The sequence below is a fragment of the Amycolatopsis thermophila genome, from assembly GCF_030814215.1.
GTDB lineage: Bacteria > Actinomycetota > Actinomycetes > Mycobacteriales > Pseudonocardiaceae > Amycolatopsis_E > Amycolatopsis_E thermophila.
Map to the genome: position 1 here is coordinate 3,564,087 of NZ_JAUSUT010000001.1, position 20,180 is coordinate 3,584,266.

General features: G+C 72.8%; 20 protein-coding genes. 10 read left to right on the forward strand and 10 right to left on the reverse strand.

Annotated features, from left to right (window positions below):
- Positions 1-46 precede the first annotated feature (46 nt).
- Together FB470_RS17565 and meaB are read left to right on the forward strand one after the other, a co-directional pair.
- Positions 47-1,234, forward strand: a complete 1,188-nt coding sequence (locus FB470_RS17565; RefSeq protein WP_306992892.1) for an acetyl-CoA C-acetyltransferase — start codon at positions 47-49, stop codon at positions 1,232-1,234.
- The gene (meaB, locus tag FB470_RS17570; protein WP_306992894.1) at positions 1,234-2,202 is read left to right on the forward strand and encodes a methylmalonyl Co-A mutase-associated GTPase MeaB; all 969 of its coding nucleotides are present in this window, start codon (positions 1,234-1,236) and stop codon (positions 2,200-2,202) included. The genes FB470_RS17565 and meaB overlap by 1 nt, the downstream gene beginning before the upstream one ends.
- Here meaB and pdxR read toward each other — a convergent pair.
- Positions 2,182-3,543, reverse strand: a complete 1,362-nt coding sequence (pdxR, locus tag FB470_RS17575) for a MocR-like pyridoxine biosynthesis transcription factor PdxR (RefSeq protein ID WP_306992896.1) — start codon at positions 3,541-3,543, stop codon at positions 2,182-2,184. The two genes, meaB and pdxR, sit on opposite strands and share 21 nt — an antisense overlap.
- A gap of 46 nt (positions 3,544-3,589) precedes the next feature.
- On the opposite strand from pdxR, the gene FB470_RS17580 reads away from it, so the two are divergent.
- Positions 3,590-4,054, forward strand: a complete 465-nt coding sequence (locus FB470_RS17580; protein WP_306992898.1) for a carboxymuconolactone decarboxylase family protein — start codon at positions 3,590-3,592, stop codon at positions 4,052-4,054.
- Positions 4,051-4,767, forward strand: a complete 717-nt coding sequence (locus FB470_RS17585; RefSeq protein ID WP_306992900.1) for an isocitrate lyase/PEP mutase family protein — start codon at positions 4,051-4,053, stop codon at positions 4,765-4,767. The genes FB470_RS17580 and FB470_RS17585 overlap by 4 nt, the downstream gene beginning before the upstream one ends.
- A gap of 50 nt (positions 4,768-4,817) precedes the next feature.
- Here the strand turns inward: FB470_RS17585 and FB470_RS17590 are convergent, their stop codons facing one another.
- The 5 genes from FB470_RS17590 to FB470_RS17610 are packed head-to-tail and all read right to left on the reverse strand — an operon-like array spanning position 4,818 to position 9,631.
- Positions 4,818-5,792 (reverse strand): ABC transporter substrate-binding protein, encoded by a 975-nt coding sequence (locus FB470_RS17590; RefSeq protein ID WP_306992902.1) that lies wholly within the window; start codon positions 5,790-5,792, stop codon positions 4,818-4,820.
- 32 nt (positions 5,793-5,824) lie between these two features.
- Positions 5,825-6,859, reverse strand: coding sequence for an ABC transporter permease (locus FB470_RS17595; protein WP_306992903.1), 1,035 nt, complete (start codon positions 6,857-6,859; stop codon positions 5,825-5,827).
- Positions 6,856-7,626: an ATP-binding cassette domain-containing protein gene (locus FB470_RS17600; protein ID WP_306992904.1), complete on the reverse strand. Its 771-nt coding sequence runs from the start codon at positions 7,624-7,626 to the stop codon at positions 6,856-6,858. Before FB470_RS17600 ends, FB470_RS17595 begins: the two co-directional genes overlap by 4 nt.
- Positions 7,626-8,651, reverse strand: a complete 1,026-nt coding sequence (locus tag FB470_RS17605) for a class I mannose-6-phosphate isomerase (protein ID WP_306992906.1) — start codon at positions 8,649-8,651, stop codon at positions 7,626-7,628. Before FB470_RS17605 ends, FB470_RS17600 begins: the two co-directional genes overlap by 1 nt.
- The gene (locus FB470_RS17610; protein WP_306992908.1) at positions 8,648-9,631 is read right to left on the reverse strand and encodes a LacI family DNA-binding transcriptional regulator; all 984 of its coding nucleotides are present in this window, start codon (positions 9,629-9,631) and stop codon (positions 8,648-8,650) included. Before FB470_RS17610 ends, FB470_RS17605 begins: the two co-directional genes overlap by 4 nt.
- Before the next feature lie 394 nt (positions 9,632-10,025).
- Here FB470_RS17610 and FB470_RS17615 point away from each other — a divergent pair, with 394 nt between their 5' ends.
- Positions 10,026-10,388 carry a DUF3817 domain-containing protein gene (locus tag FB470_RS17615; protein WP_306992910.1) on the forward strand — a complete coding sequence of 121 codons (363 nt, stop codon included), beginning with the start codon at positions 10,026-10,028 and terminating at the stop codon, positions 10,386-10,388.
- 54 nt (positions 10,389-10,442) lie between these two features.
- Here FB470_RS17615 and FB470_RS17620 read toward each other — a convergent pair whose 3' ends face one another.
- Positions 10,443-10,943 carry a MarR family winged helix-turn-helix transcriptional regulator gene (locus FB470_RS17620; protein WP_306992912.1) on the reverse strand — a complete coding sequence of 167 codons (501 nt, stop codon included), beginning with the start codon at positions 10,941-10,943 and terminating at the stop codon, positions 10,443-10,445.
- Positions 10,944-11,020: 77 nt separating this feature from the next.
- Between FB470_RS17620 and FB470_RS17625 the strand changes: the two genes are divergently transcribed.
- Positions 11,021-11,320, forward strand: a complete 300-nt coding sequence (locus tag FB470_RS17625; RefSeq protein WP_306992913.1) for a thiamine-binding protein — start codon at positions 11,021-11,023, stop codon at positions 11,318-11,320.
- A gap of 70 nt (positions 11,321-11,390) precedes the next feature.
- Positions 11,391-12,308 carry a tetratricopeptide repeat protein gene (locus FB470_RS17630; RefSeq protein ID WP_306992915.1) on the forward strand — a complete coding sequence of 306 codons (918 nt, stop codon included), beginning with the start codon at positions 11,391-11,393 and terminating at the stop codon, positions 12,306-12,308.
- A gap of 91 nt (positions 12,309-12,399) precedes the next feature.
- Here the strand turns inward: FB470_RS17630 and FB470_RS17635 are convergent, their stop codons facing one another.
- Positions 12,400-13,842 (reverse strand): neutral zinc metallopeptidase, encoded by a 1,443-nt coding sequence (locus FB470_RS17635; protein WP_306992916.1) that lies wholly within the window; start codon positions 13,840-13,842, stop codon positions 12,400-12,402.
- Positions 13,843-13,880: 38 nt separating this feature from the next.
- On the opposite strand from FB470_RS17635, the gene glgP reads away from it, so the two are divergent.
- A complete protein-coding gene (gene glgP / locus FB470_RS17640) occupies positions 13,881-16,421 on the forward strand; it encodes an alpha-glucan family phosphorylase (protein WP_306992918.1) in 2,541 nt (846 codons plus the stop codon).
- Between the two features lie 936 nt (positions 16,422-17,357).
- On the opposite strand, the gene FB470_RS17645 is transcribed toward glgP, so the two are convergent.
- Entirely contained in the window at positions 17,358-17,750 is a 393-nt protein-coding gene (locus FB470_RS17645; RefSeq protein ID WP_370876484.1) for a rhodanese-like domain-containing protein, read from the reverse strand.
- Positions 17,750-18,301, reverse strand: a complete 552-nt coding sequence (locus FB470_RS17650; protein WP_370876676.1) for a cysteine dioxygenase — start codon at positions 18,299-18,301, stop codon at positions 17,750-17,752. Before FB470_RS17650 ends, FB470_RS17645 begins: the two co-directional genes overlap by 1 nt.
- A 285-nt stretch (positions 18,302-18,586) precedes the next feature.
- Here FB470_RS17650 and FB470_RS17655 point away from each other — a divergent pair, with 285 nt between their 5' ends.
- Together FB470_RS17655 and FB470_RS17660 are read left to right on the forward strand one after the other, a co-directional pair.
- A complete protein-coding gene (locus tag FB470_RS17655; RefSeq protein WP_370876677.1) occupies positions 18,587-19,351 on the forward strand; it encodes an ABC transporter ATP-binding protein in 765 nt (254 codons plus the stop codon).
- Between the two features lie 45 nt (positions 19,352-19,396).
- The gene (locus FB470_RS17660; protein ID WP_306992923.1) at positions 19,397-20,176 is read left to right on the forward strand and encodes an enoyl-CoA hydratase/isomerase family protein; all 780 of its coding nucleotides are present in this window, start codon (positions 19,397-19,399) and stop codon (positions 20,174-20,176) included.
- Positions 20,177-20,180 lie beyond the last annotated feature (4 nt).

A 20,180-nucleotide genomic window follows, 5' to 3' on the forward strand; every position in this document is an offset into this window, starting at 1 on the left:
CGGGTATCGTCGGATCGACCGCCGTTGTTCGTTTTGGGAGGCTGCCGTGTCCGGTTCCGTCATCCTGGGTGCCGCGCGTACCCCGATCGGGCGTCTGCTCGGGTCATTGAAGGACTTCTCGGGCGCCCAGCTCGGCGGTATCGCCATCAAGGCCGCACTCGAGCAGGCCGGGGTGTCCCCGGACGCCGTGCAGTACACGATCATGGGCCAGGTCCTCACCGCCGGCGCGGGCCAGATCCCGGCCCGGCAGGCCGCGGTCGCCGCGGGCATCCCGATGGACGTGCCCGCGCTGACGATCAACAAGGTGTGCCTGTCCGGCCTGGACGCGATCGCGCTGGCCGACCAGCTCATCCGCGCCGGCGAGTTCGACATCGTCGTCGCGGGCGGCCAGGAGTCGATGACCCAGGCGCCGCACCTGCTGCCCAAGTCGCGCTCCGGCTTCAAGTACGGCGACACCACCCTGCTCGACCACATGGCCTACGACGGCCTGTTCTGCGCCTTCGACCAGTGCGCGATGGGCGCCTCGACGGAGAAGTACAACTCCCGCTACGGCATCACGCGCGAGCAGCAGGACGAGTTCTCCGCGCGGTCGCACCGCCTCGCGGTCGCGGCGACCGAGGCCGGCCGGTTCAAGGCCGAGCTCGCGCCGGTGTCCATCCCGCAGCGCAAGGGCGACCCGGTGATCTTCGACGCCGACGAAGGCGTCCGCGCCGACACCACCGCGGAGAGCCTGGCCAAGCTGCGCCCGGCGTTCGCCTCCGACGGCACCATCACCGCGGGCTCGGCGTCGCAGATCTCCGACGGCGCGGCCGCGGTGGTCGTCGCCAGCCGGGCGAAGGCCGAGGAGCTGGGCCTGGAGCCGCTGGCCGAGATCGGCGCGCACGGTGTCGTCGCCGGGCCGGACGCGAGCCTGCACGAGCAGCCGGCGAACGCGATCAAGGCCGCGCTGGCGAAGGCGAAGCTCGACGCGAGCGCGCTGGACCTGGTGGAGATCAACGAGGCCTTCGCCGCGGTGGGCCTGGTGTCGACCGAGAAGCTGGGTATCGACCCGGAGATCGTGAACGTCGACGGCGGCGCGATCGCCCTCGGCCACCCGATCGGCGCGTCCGGCGCCCGGCTCGCCGTGCACCTGGTGCACGAGCTGCGCCGCCGCGGTGGCGGTCTCGGCGCGGCCGGGCTGTGCGGTGGCGGTGGCCAGGGTGACGCGCTGCTGATCAAGGTGCCCGCGCTGTAGTGCCGCTGGACGTCGGGGACCTCGTCGACCGCGCGCGGGACGGGCAGCCGCGCGCGGTCGCCAGGCTGATCTCGCTGGTCGAGGACGCCCACCCGAAGCTGCGCGAGGTGGCCGCGGCGCTCACGCCGCACACCGGCCGGGCGCGGGTGATCGGCCTCACCGGGCCGCCCGGGGTCGGCAAGTCGACCTCGACGTCCATGCTGCTGTCCGCGTTGCGCGCCGAAGGCAAGCGGGTCGGCGTGCTCGCCATCGACCCGTCGTCGCCGTTCTCCGGCGGGGCGCTGCTCGGCGACCGGATCCGGATGACCGAGCACGCCACCGACCCGGGCGTGTTCATCCGGTCGATGGCCACCCGCGGGCACCTCGGTGGCCTGTCCTGGGCCACGCCGCAGGCGGTGCGGGTGCTCGACGCCGCCGGGTTCGACGTCGTCCTCATCGAGACCGTCGGCGTTGGCCAGTCCGAAGTGGACGTCGTGAAGCTGGCCGACACCACGGTGGTGCTGCTGGCGCCCGGTCTCGGGGACGGCATCCAGGCGGCCAAGGCCGGCGTGCTGGAGATCGCGGACGTGTTCGTGGTGAACAAGGCCGACCGCGACGGCGCCGAAGCCGTGGTGCGCGACCTGAAGCAGGTGATCGCCTTCGCGCGCCGCGAGATCCGGGGCGAGAGCTGGCGGCAGCCGATCGTGCGGACGGTCGCCGTGCGCGGTGAGGGGGCGCCGGACCTGGTCAAGGCGCTGTCCGAGCACCACGACTGGCTGTCCTCGCACGGCGAGCTGGCCCGCCGCCGCGCCGAGCGCGCCGCCGGCGAGGTGGAGGCCATCGCGCTGCGCGAACTGCAGGCCCGGCTGACCGATCTGCGCGGCGGCGGGCACCTGCCGGCGGTGGCGAAGAAGGTCGTCGAGCGCGAGCTCGACCCGTACACGGCGGCGGACGAACTGCTCGCCGCCCTACGGGGCGACCGCTCGTAGCAGCCCGTCCACCAGCGCCTCCACCGCGGGCCCGAACGCGTGCTCGGCCGGCGTCGCGTACCCGATCACCAGCCCGCCCGGGCCGGACGTACTCCAGTAGCGGCTCAGGTGGTCCACGGCCACCGACCGCTGCCGCAGCGCGCGCAGCGCCGCGGTCTCGTCGGGCACCCGCAGCACCAGGTGCAGGCCCGCGGAAATGCCCTCCGGCGCGAACCCCGGCGGGAGAGCGGCGAGCAGACGGTCGCGGCGACGGCGGTAGGCGGTGCGGCGCTGCCGGACGTGCCGGTCGTACGCCCCGGACCGCAGCAGGTCGGCGAGGATCAGGTGGTCCAGCACGGGCGTGCGCCACCCCAGCGAAAACATGACCTCCCGCACCGGCCCGACCAGGCGCCGGGGCAGGACCAGCCAGCCGATCCGCAGCGCGGGCGAGAGGGTCTTGCTCACCCCGCCGGCGTAGACGATCCCGTCCGGCGCGAGCGACTGCACCGCGCCGACCGGCTGGCGGTCGAAGCGGAACTCGCCGTCGTAGTCGTCCTCGATCAGCAGCCCGCCGGCCGCGGTCCAGCCCGCGAGCGCGGACCGGCGTTCCGGTGCGAGCGTGACTCCGAGCGGGTACTGGTGCGCGGGCGTCGCGACCGCGACCGGACTGTCCAGTTCGGACACCACGATGCCGTCGTCGTCGACCGGGACCGGCACGATCTTCGCGCCGGCGCGGCCCGCCGCCTCGCGGAACTCCGGCAGCGACGGGTCCTCGAACGCGATCTCGTCGAACAGGTGCCCCAGCACCGTGATCGCCTGGGAGTACCCGCCGCACACCACGATCCGGTCCGGCTCGGCGAGCACACCGCGGCTGCGCGCGAGGTAGCGGGCCAGTGCCTCGCGCAGCACGGCGGGCCCGGCGGGGTCGCCGTAGTCGAACGCGCGGGCCGGCATCGAGTGCAGCGTCCGCCGGGCGGCGGACGCCCACGCCGCGCGCGGGAACGACGACAGGTCGGGGCGGCCGGGGAAGAGGTCCCAGCGCGCGTCGCGGAACCACGCCGACGTGGGCGGGCCGGGCATCTCGTGCGGTTCGGCCGGGGTGTGGGTGCGGGCGGCGACGCGGGTCGGCGCGCCCTGCCTGGAGCGCAGGTAGCCTTCGACGGCCAGGTCGTTGTAGACGCGGGTGACCGTGCCGCGGGCGATGCCGAGGTCGGCCGCGAGCGCGCGGGTGGACGGCAGCGGCGTCCCCGGCGCCAGGCGGCCCACCCGGATGGCGAGGCGCAGCGCCTCGGCGAGGCCGCGCCGGCCGCTGCCGGGGTCCCAGTCCAGGTGCAGATCGGAACTGGACCACGAACCCGTCATGAAACTGGACCATACCGGTGGGCCAGTCGGGTCTAGCGTGGACGTCATGACGAAGCGAATCCAGTTGTCCGCCGCGCTGCCCGAGGCCTACCAGTCCATCCTCACCCTGCACTCGGTGGTCGAGAAGGCGGCCGCGAACGCGGGGCTGGACCAGCGGCTGATCGAGCTGGTGAAGATCCGCGCGTCGATGCTGAACGGGTGCGCCTTCTGCCTCGACATGCACGCGCGGGACGCCCGCAAGCTCGGCGAGAGCGAGCGGCGCATCCTCATGCTCAGCACCTGGTGGGAGACCGAGCTGTACACCGAGCAGGAGCGGGCCGCGCTCGCGCTGACCGACGCGATGACCCGCCTGCCGCAGAACCAGGACGTGCCGGACGAGGTGTACGAGGAGGCCACGCGCGTGTTCACCGAGGAGCAGTACGTCGCGGTCGCCTGGGCGGCCACGGTGATCAACGCGTTCAACCGGCTGGGCGTCACCAGCCACAAGCCGCTCCCGGCGGAGGGGAAGTGAGCGCGGAGGCACTGCGCGCGCTGCACGTGCCGGGCGACCCGCTGATCCTGCCGAACGCGTGGGACGCCGACACCGCGCGGCTGGTCGAGGAGGCCGGATTCCCGGTGGTGGCGACGTCGTCGGTCGCCGTCGCCGCCGCGCTGGGGTACCCGGACGGTGAAGCCGCGCCGGCCGAGGAGATGTTCGCGGCGGCCGCCCGCATCGCGCGGGCGGTGTCGGTGCCGGTGACGGTCGACGCCGAGAGCGGGTACGGGCTGTCCGGGCGTGAGTTCGCCGACCGGCTGCTGGCGACCGGGGCGGTCGGGTGCAACTACGAGGACACCGACCACGCGGCCGGCGGGCTGCGGCCGGCCAGGGAGCAGGCCGCGCGGATCGCGGCGGTGCGCGAGGCCGCGGGGCGGGACCTGGTGATCAACGCGCGCATCGACGTGTTCCTGCGCGCACCGGACGCGCGGGCGGCGCTGCCCGAGGCGATCGAGCGGGCCAGGGCCTACCTCGACGCCGGGGCGGACTGCGTGTACCCGATCCTGTTGCGGGACGAGGCGGTGCTGGCCGAGTTCGTGCGGGCGGTGAGCCCGGCGGCGGTGAACGCGAACGGCCCGGACTTCGCGGCGCTGGCGCGGCTGGGCGTCGCGCGGATCTCGATGGGCGCCGGCCTGTGGCGCGCAGCTCGCGACCGGCTCACCGAGCACCTGAAGTCCCTGCGCGCCTGACGAACCCGGGAAGGTGCGTACCCCGCGGACGCACCTTCCCGGCCGGGCTGTCAGCAGGACTGCTTGTAGAAGTACTGCTGGTTGGCGTCCATGTTCGCCTTGGTGAGGGAGTGCAGTGGCGCGGTCAGCTTGCGCGTGACCGGCTTGCCCTCCAGCGCCGCGACCGCCTGCTGGACGCCCTGCTGTCCGATCATCTGCGGGTCCTGCGCGATCAGCGCCTGGTACTCCCCGCTGCGCAGACCATCCACTTCGGACGGGCTGGCGTCGAAGCCGATCAGGTTGACCTGACCCACCTTGCCCGCGTTGCGCAGACCCGTCGCGGCGCCCTCGCCGGTGTTGAGGTTCGTCGCGAAGATCCCGACCAGGTCCGGCGTGGAGGCCAGCGCCGCGGTCACCTTCGCCGCCGCCTGTTCCGGCTCGTTCTGCGTGAACTGGACGCCCACCGACTTCAGGTTCGGGTACTTCTTCAGCTGCTCCTCGAACCCGGCCGCGCGCGCGTTCGTCGTCGAGGTGCCCGCGATCGTGTCCAGCACCAGCACCGAACCGGACTTCCCGGCCGCCAGCTGGGCCAGCGTGTCCGCCGCCATCTGGCCGCCCTGCGTGCTGTCCGACGAGATCGACGACTGCGCCACGCTGGTGTCCTTCAGCGCGGTGTCCACCTCGATGATCTTCACCCCGCGCGAGGCGACCTGCTGGATCGGCGCGAGCATCGCCGTGTCGTCGGTCGGGGCGATCAGCAGCGCGTCGGGCGGGTTCGAGCCGAGCGCGTTCACCTTCTCGGTCTGCAGCGCCGCGTCGAACTTCTGCGGTGCGGACACCTCCAGCGCGTACCCGAGCTTCTGCGCCTCGGCCTGCGCGCCGCACTGCATCGAGATGTAGAACGGCTCGGCCTGCACACCCGGGATCAGTGTGAGCCGCTTGGTGTTCTCGTCCGGGCCACCCCCGGAACCGCCGACCTGACCGGACCCGCACGCCGCCAGCAACACCGCGGCCGCCGCCAGCCCGGCGATCCTCGTCACCTTCATCGATCCCTCTCCCTACGTCGTTGTCCGAGATGTCAGCGGGAACTGCGCGCCCGGCGGCGCCGCTGGTCGAACCACACCGCGGCGACCAGCACCGCACCGACCGCGATCATCTGCCAGAAGTCCGGCACGTGCGTGATGTTGAAACCCTTCTTCAGCACGGCGGGGATGAACACCCCGATCACCGTGCCGAGCACCGATCCGACACCGCCGAACAGGCTCGTCCCGCCCATCACGGTCGCGGCGATGGCGTTGAGGTTGTCATTGGTGTGCGCGGTGATCGTGGTCGACGCGTAGTAGGCCAGCGACAGGAACCCGGCCACCCCGGCGAGGAACCCGGTCAGCAGGTACACCTTGAGCAGGTGCGCGGTCACCGCGATCCCGGCGCGCCGCGCGGCCTCGGCGTTGGAGCCCACGGCGTAGGTGTACCGGCCGAACCGCGTGGTGTGCAGCAGCCACGCCCCGATCAGCGTGATCACCACGGCCACCAGCACCAGGTTCGGGACGCCGCCGAACGACGTGCCGTAGCCGAGCGTGCGGTTGAGCACCGTCGGCACGCTGCGCACGTCCGAACCGCCGTTGAGCAGGTACGCCGCCCCCAGCGCGGCCCCCATCGAGCCGAGCGTCACGATCAGCGGCGGGATCTTCGCGACCGCGATGAGCAACCCGTTGATCAGGCCCCACGCCGTGCCGGCGAGCACCGCCGCGACCAGCCCGGCCGTGATCACGCCCCACCCGGCCGCGCTCGCGTTGCCGCCGGAGAGCCACTCCATCGTCTTGCCGCACACCATGCCGGCGAAGATCAGCACCGACCCGACGGACAGGTCGATGCCGGAGGTGATGATCACGAACGTCATCCCGACCGACAGCACGAGCAGCACCGAGGTCTCGATCAGCAGCGTCTGGAACGTGAACAAGGTGGCGAACTCGTTCGGCGCGAGCACGGTGAACACGGCGATCAGCGCGAGCAGCACCAGCGCGATCCAGAACGTGTTGGCGCCGGCCAGGCGCTGCCCCAGGGACCGCTTGCCGATCCCGCCCTCGACCTCGGTCTGGATCGCGGTGCTCACCGGGCCGCCTCCTCGTGCGTCAGTGCCCCGGTCATCGCGGCCACCAGGTCCTCCAGCTTGGTCTCCGACGCCACGAACCGGGCCACGCGCGTGCCCAGCCGCAACACCTCGACGCGGTCGGCGACGGACAGCACCTCGGGCATGTTGTGGCTGATCAGGACCACCGCGATGCCCTCGTCGCGGACCCGCCGGATCACGTCCAGCACCCGCTCGCGCTGCACCACGCCGAGCGCGGCGGTCGGCTCGTCCATGAACACGACCTTCGACGCCCACACCACCGACCGCGCCACCGCCACGCTCTGCCGCTGCCCGCCGGACAGCGATCCGATCGGCACGTCCGCGCTCTGCAGCGTCACACCCAGGCGGTCGAACTCCTCGACCGCGCGCCGGCGCATCTCGGCCTTGTCGAGCATCCCCAGCCTGCCGAGGATGCCGCGGCGCTTGATCTCCCGGCCGAGGAACAGGTTGGCCGCCGGATCGAGCTCCGGGGCGACCGCGAGGTCCTGGTACACCGTCTCGATGCCCATCCGCCGCGCGGTCGTCGGCGAGTCGAGCGACACCGTCCTGCCATCCAGCACGATCTCGCCGGACGTCGGCTGCTCCGCTCCGGACAGGCACTTGACGAGGGTGGACTTGCCCGCGCCGTTGTCCCCGATCAGTGCGGTCACCTCGCCGGCCCTGGCCTGGAAGGACGCCCCGCGCAGGGCCTCCACCGAGCCGTAGCGCTTGACCAGGTTCCGTGCGTCGAGCAGGACGGTGTCGTTCATCAGCGCGCTCCGGGGGCCGGGGGACGGCAGCGGATGACGGTCAGGTCGCCGGCCAGTTCGAGCTGCCCGGCGGCGTGCGGGACGACCAGCGTCTCGCCCTTGGCGACGTCGATCTCGCCGCCGTGTTCGGTGCGCAGCGTGCCCTGGCCGTCCAGCGCGACGAGCACGGCGAACGACGGGTCGAGCGCGAGCGACGGCGACGGGCGCAGCTGGTCGGCGCGGAAGAACTCCGCCGACCCGGGGGCCAGCAGGTCCACAGTGGACCCTTCCGCGTCCGCGGTGTGCCTGACGATCGTGGTCAGCCGCTCCTCGTCCCAGCCGGAGGTGTCCAGCGCCGTCAGCGCGGTGTCGAAGCCGAGCCCCAGGTGCCCCTGCTCGGGGTCGTCCAGGAAGTCGCGCCACTCGATGGTCAGCGAGAAGTCGGTCGGCTGCTGCAACTCGACGACGAACACGCCGGCGCCGATCGCGTGCGGCAGCCCGGCCGGGATGTAGACCGTGTCACCGGCGCGCACCGGGACGCTGTTCAGCGCGCCCAGCATCGCGTCGGTGTCCTGCTCCCGCACCCATTCGCCAACCGTGGCCGGGTTGACGGTCTCGCGGAAGCCGGGGTAGACGCGCGGGTCGTCGCCGCTGGTGCCGACGACGATCCACGCCTCGGTTTTGCCGAAGTGCGAATCGAAGTGCCGGCGCGCGAAGCCGTCGGTGGGGTGGAAGTGCACCGGCAGCCGCTGACCGGCGTCGAGCAGCTTGACCAGCAGCGCGGTGGAGTCGTGGAACGCTGACACGTGCTCGGCGCCGAGCCAGGACTCCGGGTCGTCGCGGACCGCGTCGCGCAGCCACCGGCCGTCGGGCAGGCGGGTCAGGCCGGCCTCCTCCTGGCCGAAGCGGGTCGTGGTGGACGCGACCCAGTCTTCGGGGCCGAACGCCGAGTCCGAACCGGACACTCCGCGGAGCGCGGCGATGGCCGCGCCGCCGCGGTAGAACTGGGCCGGCTGGTTCGCCGGCAGCTTGATCGGGGCGGTCACGGGGCCACCTCGCCGGAGCCGCGGGGGACGAGAGTCACGGGCAGGACAACCTTTCTCGGAGCGGAGGCATCGCCGTTGATGCGGGCGAACAACAGCTCGGCCGCCGCCGACCCGAGACGGCTGACGTCGTGCGCGACGACGGTGACCGGCGGGTCGAGCAGGTCGGCGAGTTCGAAGTCGTCGAAACCGACGATGGCGGGTCGCGAAGTGACGTGCGCCAGCGCGCGCAGCAGGTGGACCGTGACGCGGTTGTTGCCGGCGATGATCGCGGTGGCCGGGTCCGGGCCGGCGAGCAGGCGGGCCACGGCGTCGGCGACGCTCCGCGCGGTCGGCGGGCGCAGGATCGCCAGGCGCTCGTCGACGGGGAGGCCGGCGCGGGCGCACCCTTCGCGGAAGCCGCGCAGGCGCTCGGCCGCGGTGTAGATGTCCGGCCGGTCGCCGAGGAACGCGATGCGGCGGTGCCCGTGCCGGGCCAGGTGGGCGACCGCCGCGACGGTGCCGCCCACGTTGTCGACCAGCACGGTGTCGGCGGCGACGTCGCCGGCCGGGCGGTCGACGAACACCACGGGCGTGCCGGCCCGCATCTCGGGGACCAGGTAGCCGTGGTGGGTCCCGGCCGGGACGACCAGCAGCCCGTCGACGCGGCGGGAGCAGAACTCCAGGGCCAGCTCGCGCTCGCGGTCGGAGTCCTCCTCCGAGGAGCCGGACAGCACGTGCCTGCCGAACGCGGTGGCCACCTTCTCCACGGCGCGGGTGAGCTCGGAGTAGAAGGGGTTGCCCACGTCCTCGACGACCAGGCCGACCGTGCCGGTGGTCGAGCCGCGGCGCAGGTTGCGGGCGCCGAGGTTGCGCCGGAACCCCAGCTGGTCGATGGCCGCCAGGACGCGCTCGGCGGTCTCCGGGTGCACCGCCGGCTCGTCGTTGACCACGCGGGACACCGTCTTGATGCTCACGCCGGCCAGGCGCGCCACGTCGTTCATCGTGGCACGGCGGGACGCTTTACGCGGACCTGACGACAACGTTGTCATAGCGGTGTGGATTTCACACCACCGGGCCGCAGGGTGTCAACCACACGCCACGTCCGGCGGCCCGTCGAGCTGCCTTCGCTCCGCCGCGGGAGGGCCGGCGGACCGCGATGCCGGAGCCGCCGGCGGGATCCCGCGATCTGGGACGTGCGATCCTCTGTGGACCGCCGATGTGTCCTGTGCCACGCGGATTTCCGTTACGCGGGTGGGCTCGTGAGGATGATCACGACCCCCGGAGTTCCGGTGAGGACCATCACGCCTCACACTGGGTACCGAAACGTCCGACAGCGTGGTTGAACGTAACCGGGGTCGGACGTTTTCTCATGTGCTTCTCACGAGGAGGAAAGCAGTGACCAGCAAGGCCGCTCTCGTGTTCCGCGTGGCCGCCGTCGCCGAGGCGCTGTCCTGGGCGGGTTTGCTGATCGGGATGTTTCTGAAGTACGTCGTCGACGCTCCGAACGAGGGGGGCGTGCCGGTGCTCGGCATGGTCCACGGCGTCGTCTTCGTCGTCTACCTGGTCGTCTCGCTGTCCGTGTTCAAGCCGCTGGGCTGGCGCCCGCGCGTGCTCGTCATGGCGCTGCTGGCCAGCATCCCGCCGCTGTTCACCTGGTGGTTCGAGACCTGGGCCCTGCGCACCGGCAAGCTGGACGGCCCGCAGCGGCTGACCCACGGTGGCACCGGTCTGATCGTCCGCGACACCGTCTCCGCCTGATCGCTTTCGCCGGCGCCGCCTCCGCGACCGCGGAGGCGGCGTTTCGCGTGTCCGCTACCCGTCGAAGTCGCCGGTGGCCTTGCGCACCTTCGTGAGCAGGTCCGACAGCTGCTCGGTCTGCTTCGGCGTGAGGCCCACCAGGCCGAAGTCGATGTCGGTGACCGCCTTCGTGGCGTCCTCGAGCCGCGCGTGGCCGTCGTCGGTGATCTCCACCAGCGTGGTGCGCCGGTCGGTCGGGTGCGGTACCCGCTTGACCAGCCCGTCCTTCTCCAGCCGGTCCACGATGTTGGTGACGCTGGTCGGATGCAGCTGCAGCCGTTCGCCCATGACCCGCATCGGCAGCGCCCCGCGTCGCGCGAACGACAGCAGCACCAGCGCCTCGTAGCGCGCGAACGTCAGGCCGTGCGGTTTGAGCGCGCCGTCGACCGCCGACTGGACGATCTGCTGCACGCGCATCACGCCGGTGACCGCCGCCATCGTCGCGGACGGCCCGATCCGGTCCTCCCACAGCTGCGCGGCGCGGGCGATCGGGTCGAAAGGCAGCGGGCGGTTCATGGCAGGGAAGCTACCAGCGGGTTCTTGACCGAGGGGGCAGGGTAGTGCGCAAAGTGTCGCAAGTGTGAGGAGAGCCGATGATCGTCGCGTTCAGCGTGAGCCCGTCCGGCGGTGACCCGGACGGCGGGGTCAGCGAAGCGGTCGCCAGGGCCGTGCGGGTCGTCCGGGAGTCGGGTCTGCCGAATTCCACCAACGCGATGTTCACCAACGTCGAGGGCTCGTGGGACGAGGTCATGGACGTCGTGAAACGGGCCGTGGAGGCGGCGGGCGAGGGCGCCGCCCGGGTGTCGCTGGTCTTGAAGGCGGACATCCGGCCCGGCTACGACAGCGGTCAGCTGGAGGCGAAGGTCGCCCGGCTCGAGGAGCACCTGCGGTGAAACGCCGGACAGTACATGCCAGGATGGAAGCGTGACAAATCCACGCGCATCAGCAGCGAAGTCAGCCGCCATGTCCGCCGCGCTGTCCGGCGCGGTGGATCTGTCCGCGCTCAAGGCCCGTGCCGAGGCCCAGCGCAGCGCCCCGCCGCAGGCGAGCGGCGGCGCGCCGGCCGGCGGGGGAGCGGCCGGGGGTGCCGTCGTCGACGTCACCGAGGCCACCTTCCAGGCCGAGGTCGTCGACCGGTCCCTGCAGCAGCTCGTCGTGGTGGACCTGTGGGCCGAGTGGTGCGGCCCGTGCAAGCAGCTCAGCCCCGTGCTGGAGCGGCTGGCCGAGCAGTCCGGCGGCGCGTGGCGGCTGGCGAAGGTCGACGTGGACGCCAACCCGCGCATCGCGCAGGTCTTCGGGGTCCAGTCGATCCCGACGGTCGTCGCCATCGCGGGCGGGCAGCCGGTCGACGCGTTCTCCGGTGCGCTGCCCGAGCCGGAGATCCGCAACTGGCTGGACCGGTTGCTCGAGGCGCTGAAGGGCAAGCTGCCGGGCGTGCCGCCGTCGGACGGCGGCGAGGTCGAGGAGCCCGAGGACCCGCGCTTCACCGAGGCCGAGGCCGCGTTCGAGCGCGGCGACTTCGCCGAGGCCGAAGCCGCCTACCAGCGGATCCTGGACGTCGAGCCGGCCAACGAGCTGGCCAAGGCCGGCCAGGCGCAGGTCCGGTTCGCCGCCAGGGCCGCCGCGGCCGACCCGGCGGCCGTCCCGAGGGCCGACGCCGCTCCGGACGACCTGGAAGCCCAGTTCGCGGCCGCCGACTACGAGGTGGCGACCGGCAAGGTCGAGGACGGGTTCTCCCGGTTGATCGAGGCCGTGCGGCGGACCGCCGGCCAGGACCGGAACCGGGTGCGGGAGCACCTGGTGGGGCTGTTCGAGCTGTTCGACCCCGCGGATGAGCGGGTCGCGGTGGCTCGGCGGAACCTGGCTTCTGCGTTGTTCTGACGCCGGTAGCCGCTACGCGGGTGGGTGCGCCGGGGTCCGGAGCCCCGGCACCCGCGTAGCGCGCGAACCCGCGCACCGACCGGCGACGGCATCACCCGTACTGGGTGGAGCAGGGCTGCGACCCCTCCAGGTACCCGGTCCGCATCGCCTCGACGCGGTTGAACCCGCTCGCCGCCGATGTGCCGTTCACGTCGGCCGCCACGAGCGAATCGGGTCGCAGCAGGTCCGAGATCGCCTCGTCCAGGTCGCCCGCGGAGATCCGCAACTGGTCGCCGCCCTGCAGGTGGGTCGTCGCCGCCGCCCAGGCGCCCACCAGGCACGCCGTCCGGAGCCCGGCGTTGGCGTTGTCGAGCGACGCCCCGACACCCTTCTGGATGCCGATCGCGTACCGGGACGCGACCTCGGAGAACGCTGCGAAGTCGCCGTGCCCGCCGCGGCTGGATCCGCTGAACTCGCCCTCCTGGTCCACCGGCTGCCCCAGTTCGGACAGCGCCGCGAGGTCGATGCTCACCGTGTTGTCGCTCGCGCAGTACGTCGCAGGCGGGGTGGCCGGACCGCTCGCGCACGACCCGCCGTTGTCGACGATCTCCGGGGCCTTGACCCCGGCCCGCTGGAAGGCCTGGTCCAGGCTCGCCTGGAGGGCGGTGATCGCCTCCCGGTCGATCGTGATGTCGCCGTCCCGGTCGCCCGCGTCGAAGGGCCGCTCGGTCAGGCGCGGCTGGATGTTGTCCATCGTCATCCCCGCGCACTCCTTCGGCCCCCGCTCGAAGCCGATCTGGAAGGCGTAGATGCGGTCGAACCCGGTGCCGTGCGCGGACCGGTCGGTCGCCGACGTGCCCGCGCTGTCGCGCACCAGGAACAGCGACGACAGCGCCGAGTTCAGCCCGTCGGAGGTGGACACGGCGAAGTACTTGCTCTTGCCCTCGGCGACCCACCGGTAGTAGCCGCCGGCGAAGCAGTCGGCCTGCTGCTCCTTGACGATCGTGGGGGTGTTGCGGGTGATGCCCGCCTTGTCGCCGAGCCGGTACTGCACCGCGTGGCCGAACTCGTGCGCCAGCACCGTGACCACCGACAGCGGCCCGAACTTGTCCATCATCGTCGGCAGCAGGACCCCGCGGTCCCAGGCGACGGAGTCGTCGACGCTGCAGTAGAAGGCGTTGGCGTTCTTCTCGGTGTCGCCGCAGCCGTTCTCCTGGTTCGGGCCCTCGGAGTCGTAGGACAGCAACGATTTCACCGGCTCGAACGGCATGTCGAACCCGGACGGGAGGGCATCGGACCAGTAGTCCTCGACGTCGGCGATGGTGGCGATGGCGATGCGGTCCGCCTCGTCGTCGCCGGCGTTGGTCACGTCCAGGTCCGGTTCGGGCGCGTTCGGCTTCAGGCCGCTCTCGAAGTGCGTGACCGGCAGCCCGGCGACGTCACCCTCGCCGAACGAGGCGGGCTTGCCGCTGCTGCAGCCGGCCAGCCCCAGCGCCACCACCCCGGTCAGCGCCACCAGCGATCGCCGCACCCCGGCCCCCTCGATGTTCGTCACGCTTGTCGCAGCGCACCTTACCGATATCGTCGATCCTCATGAGAGCAATCCGCCGGTTCACCGTCCGCGCGAGCCTCCCCGAGCCGCTGGCCGGGTTGCGCGCGCTGGCCACCAACCTGCGCTGGACGTGGCATCCGCCGACCCGTGACCTGTTCGCGTCGATGGACGACGAGCTGTTCCGTCGCGTGCGGGACCCGCTCCGGATGCTCACCGCCGTCTCACCGGCGCGGCTCGAGGAACTGGCCGCCGACCAGGACTTCCTCGACCGCGCCCGCGCCATGACCGAGGACCTCGACCGCTACCTCACCGAGCAGCGCTGGTACCAGCAGCACCCGCAGGGCGAGCAGGCGCCGAACGCGATCGCGTACTTCTCGATGGAGTTCGGCGTCCACGAGGCGCTGCCGAACTACTCGGGCGGGCTCGGGGTGCTCGCCGGCGACCACCTCAAGGCGGCCTCCGATCTGGGCGTGCCGCTGATCGGGGTCGGCCCGCTGTACCGGTCGGGGTACTTCCGGCAGGCGCTGTCGCTGGACGGCTGGCAGGTCGAGCACTACCCGGTGATCGAGCCGAGCGCGTTGCCGCTGGAACTGCTCACCGGCGAGGACTCCGAGCCGGTGCTGGTGCACGTCGCGATGCCCGGCGGCCGCGATCTGTACGCCCAGGTGTGGCAGGCGCAGGTCGGCCGGGTGCCGCTGCTGCTGCTCGACACCGACATCGACGCCAACGACGAGGACCTCCGCCGCGTCACCGACCGGCTCTACGGCGGCGACGCCGACCACCGCATCCGCCAGGAGATCCTGGCCGGCATCGGCGGCATGCGCGCGGTGCGGCGCTACTGCGAGCTGACCGGCCACCCGCAGCCGGAGGTGTTCCACACCAACGAGGGGCACGCCGGGTTCCTCGGGCTGGAGCGGGCCAGGGAGATCATCGGCGAGCACGGTCTGGCGTTCGACGAGGCGCTGTCGGCGGTGCGGGCCGGCACGGTGTTCACCACGCACACCCCGGTACCGGCCGGCATCGACCGGTTCCCGGTGGACCTGGTGCAGCACTACTTCGGTGACGGCCGCCTGCTGCCGGGCCTGGAGCTGCAGCGCATCCTCGCGCTCGGCGCCGAGGACAACCCGGGCATGTTCAACATGGCGCACATGGGCCTGCGGCTGGCGCAGCGGTCCAACGGCGTGTCCCAGCTGCACGGGCGGGTGTCTCGGCACATGTTCGGGCGGCTGTGGCCCGGGTTCGACGACGCCGAGGTGCCGATCTCGTCGGTCACCAACGGCGTGCACGGCCCGACATGGGTGGCGCGCGAGCTGACCGCGCTGCTCGGCGGCAAGCACAAAGCGTGGGGGCACGACGGGAAGCTGCCCAGCGAGATGGGTGTCTCCGACGAGGAGCTGTGGGCGCTGCGCCGCGACCTGCGGCAGAAGCTGGTGCACGAGGTGCGCCGCCGGGTGCGCAACGCGTGGCTGCAGCGCGGCGCGTCGGCGCTGGAGCTGGGCTGGATCAACCAGGTCTTCGACCCGGACGTGCTGACCGTCGGGTTCGCCCGCCGCGTGCCGACGTACAAGCGGCTGACGCTGATGCTGCGCGATCCGGAACGGCTGCGGGCGCTGCTGCTCGACGAGGAGCGGCCGATGCAGATCGTCGTCGCCGGCAAGTCGCACCCGGCCGACGAGGGCGGCAAGGCGCTGATCCAGCAGGTCGTGCGGTTCACCGACGACCCGGCGATCCGGCGGCGCATGGTGTTCCTGCCCGACTACGACATGTCGATGGCGCGGTACCTCTACCGCGGTTGCGACGTGTGGCTGAACAACCCGACGCGGCCGCTGGAGGCGTGCGGGACGTCGGGCATGAAGTCGGCGCTCAACGGCGGTCTCAACCTGTCCATCAAGGACGGCTGGTGGGACGAGTGCTACGACGGCAGCAACGGCTGGGCCATCCCGACCGCGGACGGGGTGACCGACCCGCTGCGCCGGGACGAGCTGGAGTCGGCCGCGCTGTACGACCTGCTGGGCCAGCAGGTGGCGCCGCTGTTCTACGAGCGGGACGAGGCGGGCGTGCCGCGCGGCTGGATGTCGATGGTGTGGCACACGCTGGACGTGCTGGGGCCGCGCGTTCAGGCGTCGCGGATGGTGCGCGAGTACGTGGAGACGGCGTACCGCCCGGCGGCGGTGACCAGCGCCAAGGCGGCCGCGGACGGCTACGCGGGGGCCCGGTCGCTGGCGCAGTACCGGCGGCGCGTGGACGCGGTGTGGCGGCAGGTGCGGGTGCTGGACACCGAGCTCACGGTGGAGCCGCCGGAGCTGCTGGTGGTCGGCGACGAGGTGCGGGTCCGGGCGAAGGTCGACCTCGCCGGGCTGACCCCGTCCGAAGTGGACGTCCAGACGGTGGTCGGACGGGTGGGCGACACGGACGAGCTGGCCGAGCCGATGGTGGTCTCGATGGCGCCGTCGGCGGGCGGGGAGTACGTCGCCACGCTGCGGCTGCCGCGGGCCGGGTCGCTCGGGTACACCGTGCGGATCCTGCCGCGCCACGACCTGCTGGCCACGCCCGCCGAGCTGGGGAAGGTGGCCCTGGCCTGAGGCGGGACTCGCGGGCGTCCCACCGCCGCCGAACACCGAGCCGGTGACCGACGCGAAGGGGACGCCGTCGCTTGGTGGGCTCCTTCTGTGGAGCCGCTGGCTGCGTGCGGGCTTTGCCCCGACGGGGATCGCCTTCCCGCTGCGGCATCCCGGCATCGAGGACCACGATTCCGGGTCCCCGCGGGCGATCGGGTCCTGCGCGTCGGCGAACCCAGCCGCGGTCCTGCGCGCCGGGATCGCGGTCTCCGGCTGGGAGAGCCACCTGCTCGCCGCGGCGGGACGGCCGATGGATCCGGATCGCCGACCGACTCGTTCCGGGACGTGGCACCCGGCGAGCAGGGCGACATGCCGGTCCGCGGCGGCTCGTCGACCGGGCCCCCGCCGAGCAGGTCGTCCCAGCGCAGGTCGCCGCCACCGTCGAGGCCGACGACCGTCCGCACCGCGGGGCCTGCCGCAGCTCGGCGGCCGTGTCCGGTTGTCCCGGAGCGGCGCGCGTCCCGCCGGTGACCGCGGGGGAGGCGCTCGCCCGGCCGGGATGAGCCCGCTCCCTCTCGCAACCTCGAGCCCGACCTGCCACGCCGCTCCCGCCGAGCCGACCCGCCGCGCCCGTCAAGTCCAGGCCCGGCGCTAGGGCATCGCGGGCGTGCCGCCCGCCGGGCCGGGTGGCACGCCCGGAACCGCTGCGTGGAACCGCCGCGCCCCCGCCGCGCGCATCCGGCCCGGCCTGCTCGAACTGGCGCAGGCGAGCAGCGCCCGTCGGCCGGCCCGCCGCACCGACCGCCGCGAAACCGCGGAAGCGACCAGGAGCGCGGGCCGGCCGGCCCGCGCGCGGGACCCGCCGCACCAGGGCGCGCACCCGCCCCCATCGCGCCGGGCGCGCACCCGCACCCATCGCGCCCGGCCGCGCCCCCGCGCCCATCAGCTCGAGGCCCGGAGTCAAGGCACCGCGGGCGTGCCACCCGGCCGGACCGGCAGCCCGGCCGCCCGCCAGGCCCGGAACCCGCCCACCAGGTCGGTCGCCCGCGTCAACCCGAGCCGGCGCAGGTCGGCGGCCGCCAGGCTGGACGCGTACCCCTCGTTGCAGACCACGATCACCGGCAGGTCCGCGTGCACCTGGGGCAGCCGGTGGTCGCTCGCCGGGTCGAGCCGCCACTCCAGGTGGATCCGCTCGACCGGCACGGCTCCGGGGATCTCGCCCTCGGCGGTCCGGTTCGCGATCGGCCGGATGTCCACGACCAGCGCGCCCTCGGCCTGCAGCCGCCACGCCTCGGCCGGCTCCGCGCGGTCCAGTGTGGACCGCGCGGCGGCCAGCATCTCGTCGATCCCCATCAGCGCAGTATGCCGGGCAGCGGCGGGATCTCGGCCGGAACGTCGTCCAGGCTGGCGTACTCACGGGTCGGCACCAGCGGCGGCGAGTAGGCGTGGATGCTGGCCGCCGGGGAGGTACCGGCGCCGGTCACCCGGTGCGCCCGTCCGGCGCCGAAGCCGATGCCGTCGCCGGCGAGGTGCGTGCGCTGCCGGATCGGGCCGCCCGGGTAGCGGTACTCCTCGGTCAGCTCACCCCGCAGGACGGTGAACGAACCGGCCGCGCCACCGTGGTCGTGCGGCGCCGTGCCCTGCCCGGGCAGCCAGCTCAGCACCCACAGCTCGATCCCGTCGGTGAGGGCGAGCCGGGCCCACCACCGCTGGTCGGCGTCGAAGTGCAGGAGCTCGGAGATCGCGTCACCCAACTCGAGCGCGACGGTGCGGGTCAGGCCGGCGAGCTGGGTGGGCGTCCACAGCAGCCGCTCGGGGTGCAGCAGCTCCCCGAGCGGCGAGTCGATCAGGCGCGGGTGGATCTCGGACGAACGCAGGACGGACTGGGTCACGGAAGTCTCCAGGGAGGGGTCGCGTACAACGGCACGGCGAGACGCGGCAGGTCAGCGACCGTGCCGCGTCGGGCTACACCCGCACGACGCGACCAGCACCAGATCCACGGCACGGTTGCGCCAGAAGCGGCGGCGCGGGTACCGGGAGGTGCTCACGAAGCGCATCGTGCCACGGCATCCGGCTACCCGGTGTGACGTCCCACGAAGTGGTACGGGGGCGCCGGGACTCCGGTGGTGCTCGGCGGCCACAATGGGGCCGTGAGCGAGCCGAACGACCTTGACGATCTCGTGGTGCGGATGGCCGGGGTGGGGGTCCGCCGCGGCAAGAACGACCTGCTGGCCGGCCTCGACTGGTCCGTCGAGCTGGACGAACGCTGGGTGGTGCTGGGCCCCAACGGTGCGGGCAAGACCACCCTGCTGCGGCTGGCGGCCGCCGAGCTGCACCCGACCACCGGGTCGCTGCACCTGCTGGGCGAGCAGATCGGCCGCACCAATATCTTCGACCTGCGCCCGCGCATCGGGTTCACCTCCGCCGCGATCGCCTCGCGCGTCCCGGGTGACGAGAAGGTCAGCGACGTCGTGGTCAGCGCCGGTTACGCGGTGATCGGCCGCTGGCGTGAGCAGTACGACACGATGGACACCGGCCGCGCGGAGGAACTGCTGGGCGCGATGGGCATCCGGCACCTGGCCGGCCGCGACTACGGCACCCTCTCCGAGGGCGAACGCAAGCGCACCCTCATCGCCCGCGCGCTGATGACCGACCCCGAGCTGCTGCTCCTCGACGAGCCGGCCGCGGGCCTCGACCTCGGCGGCCGTGAGGACCTGGTGGCCCGGCTGTCCGAGCTGGCGCTGGACCCGGACGCCCCGGCCATGGTCCTCGTCACACACCACGTCGAGGAGATCCCGCCCGGCTTCACCCACGTGCTGCTGTTGCGCGAGGGTCGCGCCGTGGTCGCGGGCCTGATCGAGGACGTCCTGACGGCGGAGAACCTGTCCAAGACGTTCGACCAGGACCTGATCCTCGAACGCTCGGGTGACCGCTACTTCGCGCGTCGCCGGTAAGGTCAGCCCTACCAGCCGGTAGGCACGATCAAGGAGGATGCCAGCGTGGGCGAGTTCGTACGGCTCGAGGTGGACGGCGGGATCGGCACGATCCGGCTGGAGCGGCCCCCGGTCAACGCGATCAACGGCCAGGTCACGGCCGAGCTGGCGGTGGCCGCGCAGGAGGCCACCGAGCGGGCCGACGTCCGCGCGGTGATCCTCTACGGCGGCGAGAAGACGTTCTGCGGCGGCGCCGACGTCAAGGAGATGGTGACGCGCTCCTACGTGGAGATGCGGGCCTTCGGCGCGAAGCTGCAGAGCACGGTGGCGGCGGTGGCCGCGATCCCGAAGCCGGTCGTCGCCGCGATCACCGGGTACGCCCTGGGCGGCGGGCTCGAGCTGGCGATGGGCGCCGACTACCGGATCGCGGGAGACAACGTCAAGGTCGGCCAGCCGGAGATCCTGCTCGGCATCATCCCCGGAGCGGGCGGCACGCAGCGTCTCGCGCGCCTGATCGGACCCAGCAAGGCCAAGGACCTGGTGTTCACCGGCCGGTTCGCCAAGGCGGAGGAGGCGCTGTCGCTGGGTCTGGTCGACCAGCTGGTCGCGCCGGACGACGTCTACTCGGCCGCGCAGAAGTGGGCCGGCCAGTTCGCCAACGGCCCGGCCGTCGCGCTGGCGCAGGCGAAGGCGGCCATCGACGGCGGGCTCGACATGGACCTCGCGAGCGGCCTGAAGCTGGAGACCCAGCTGTTCACGGCCCTGTGGGCGACCGAGGACCAGACCACGGGCATGACCTCGTTCGTGGAGAACGGCCCCGGCAAGGCCACCTTCGAAGGGAAGTAGCAGC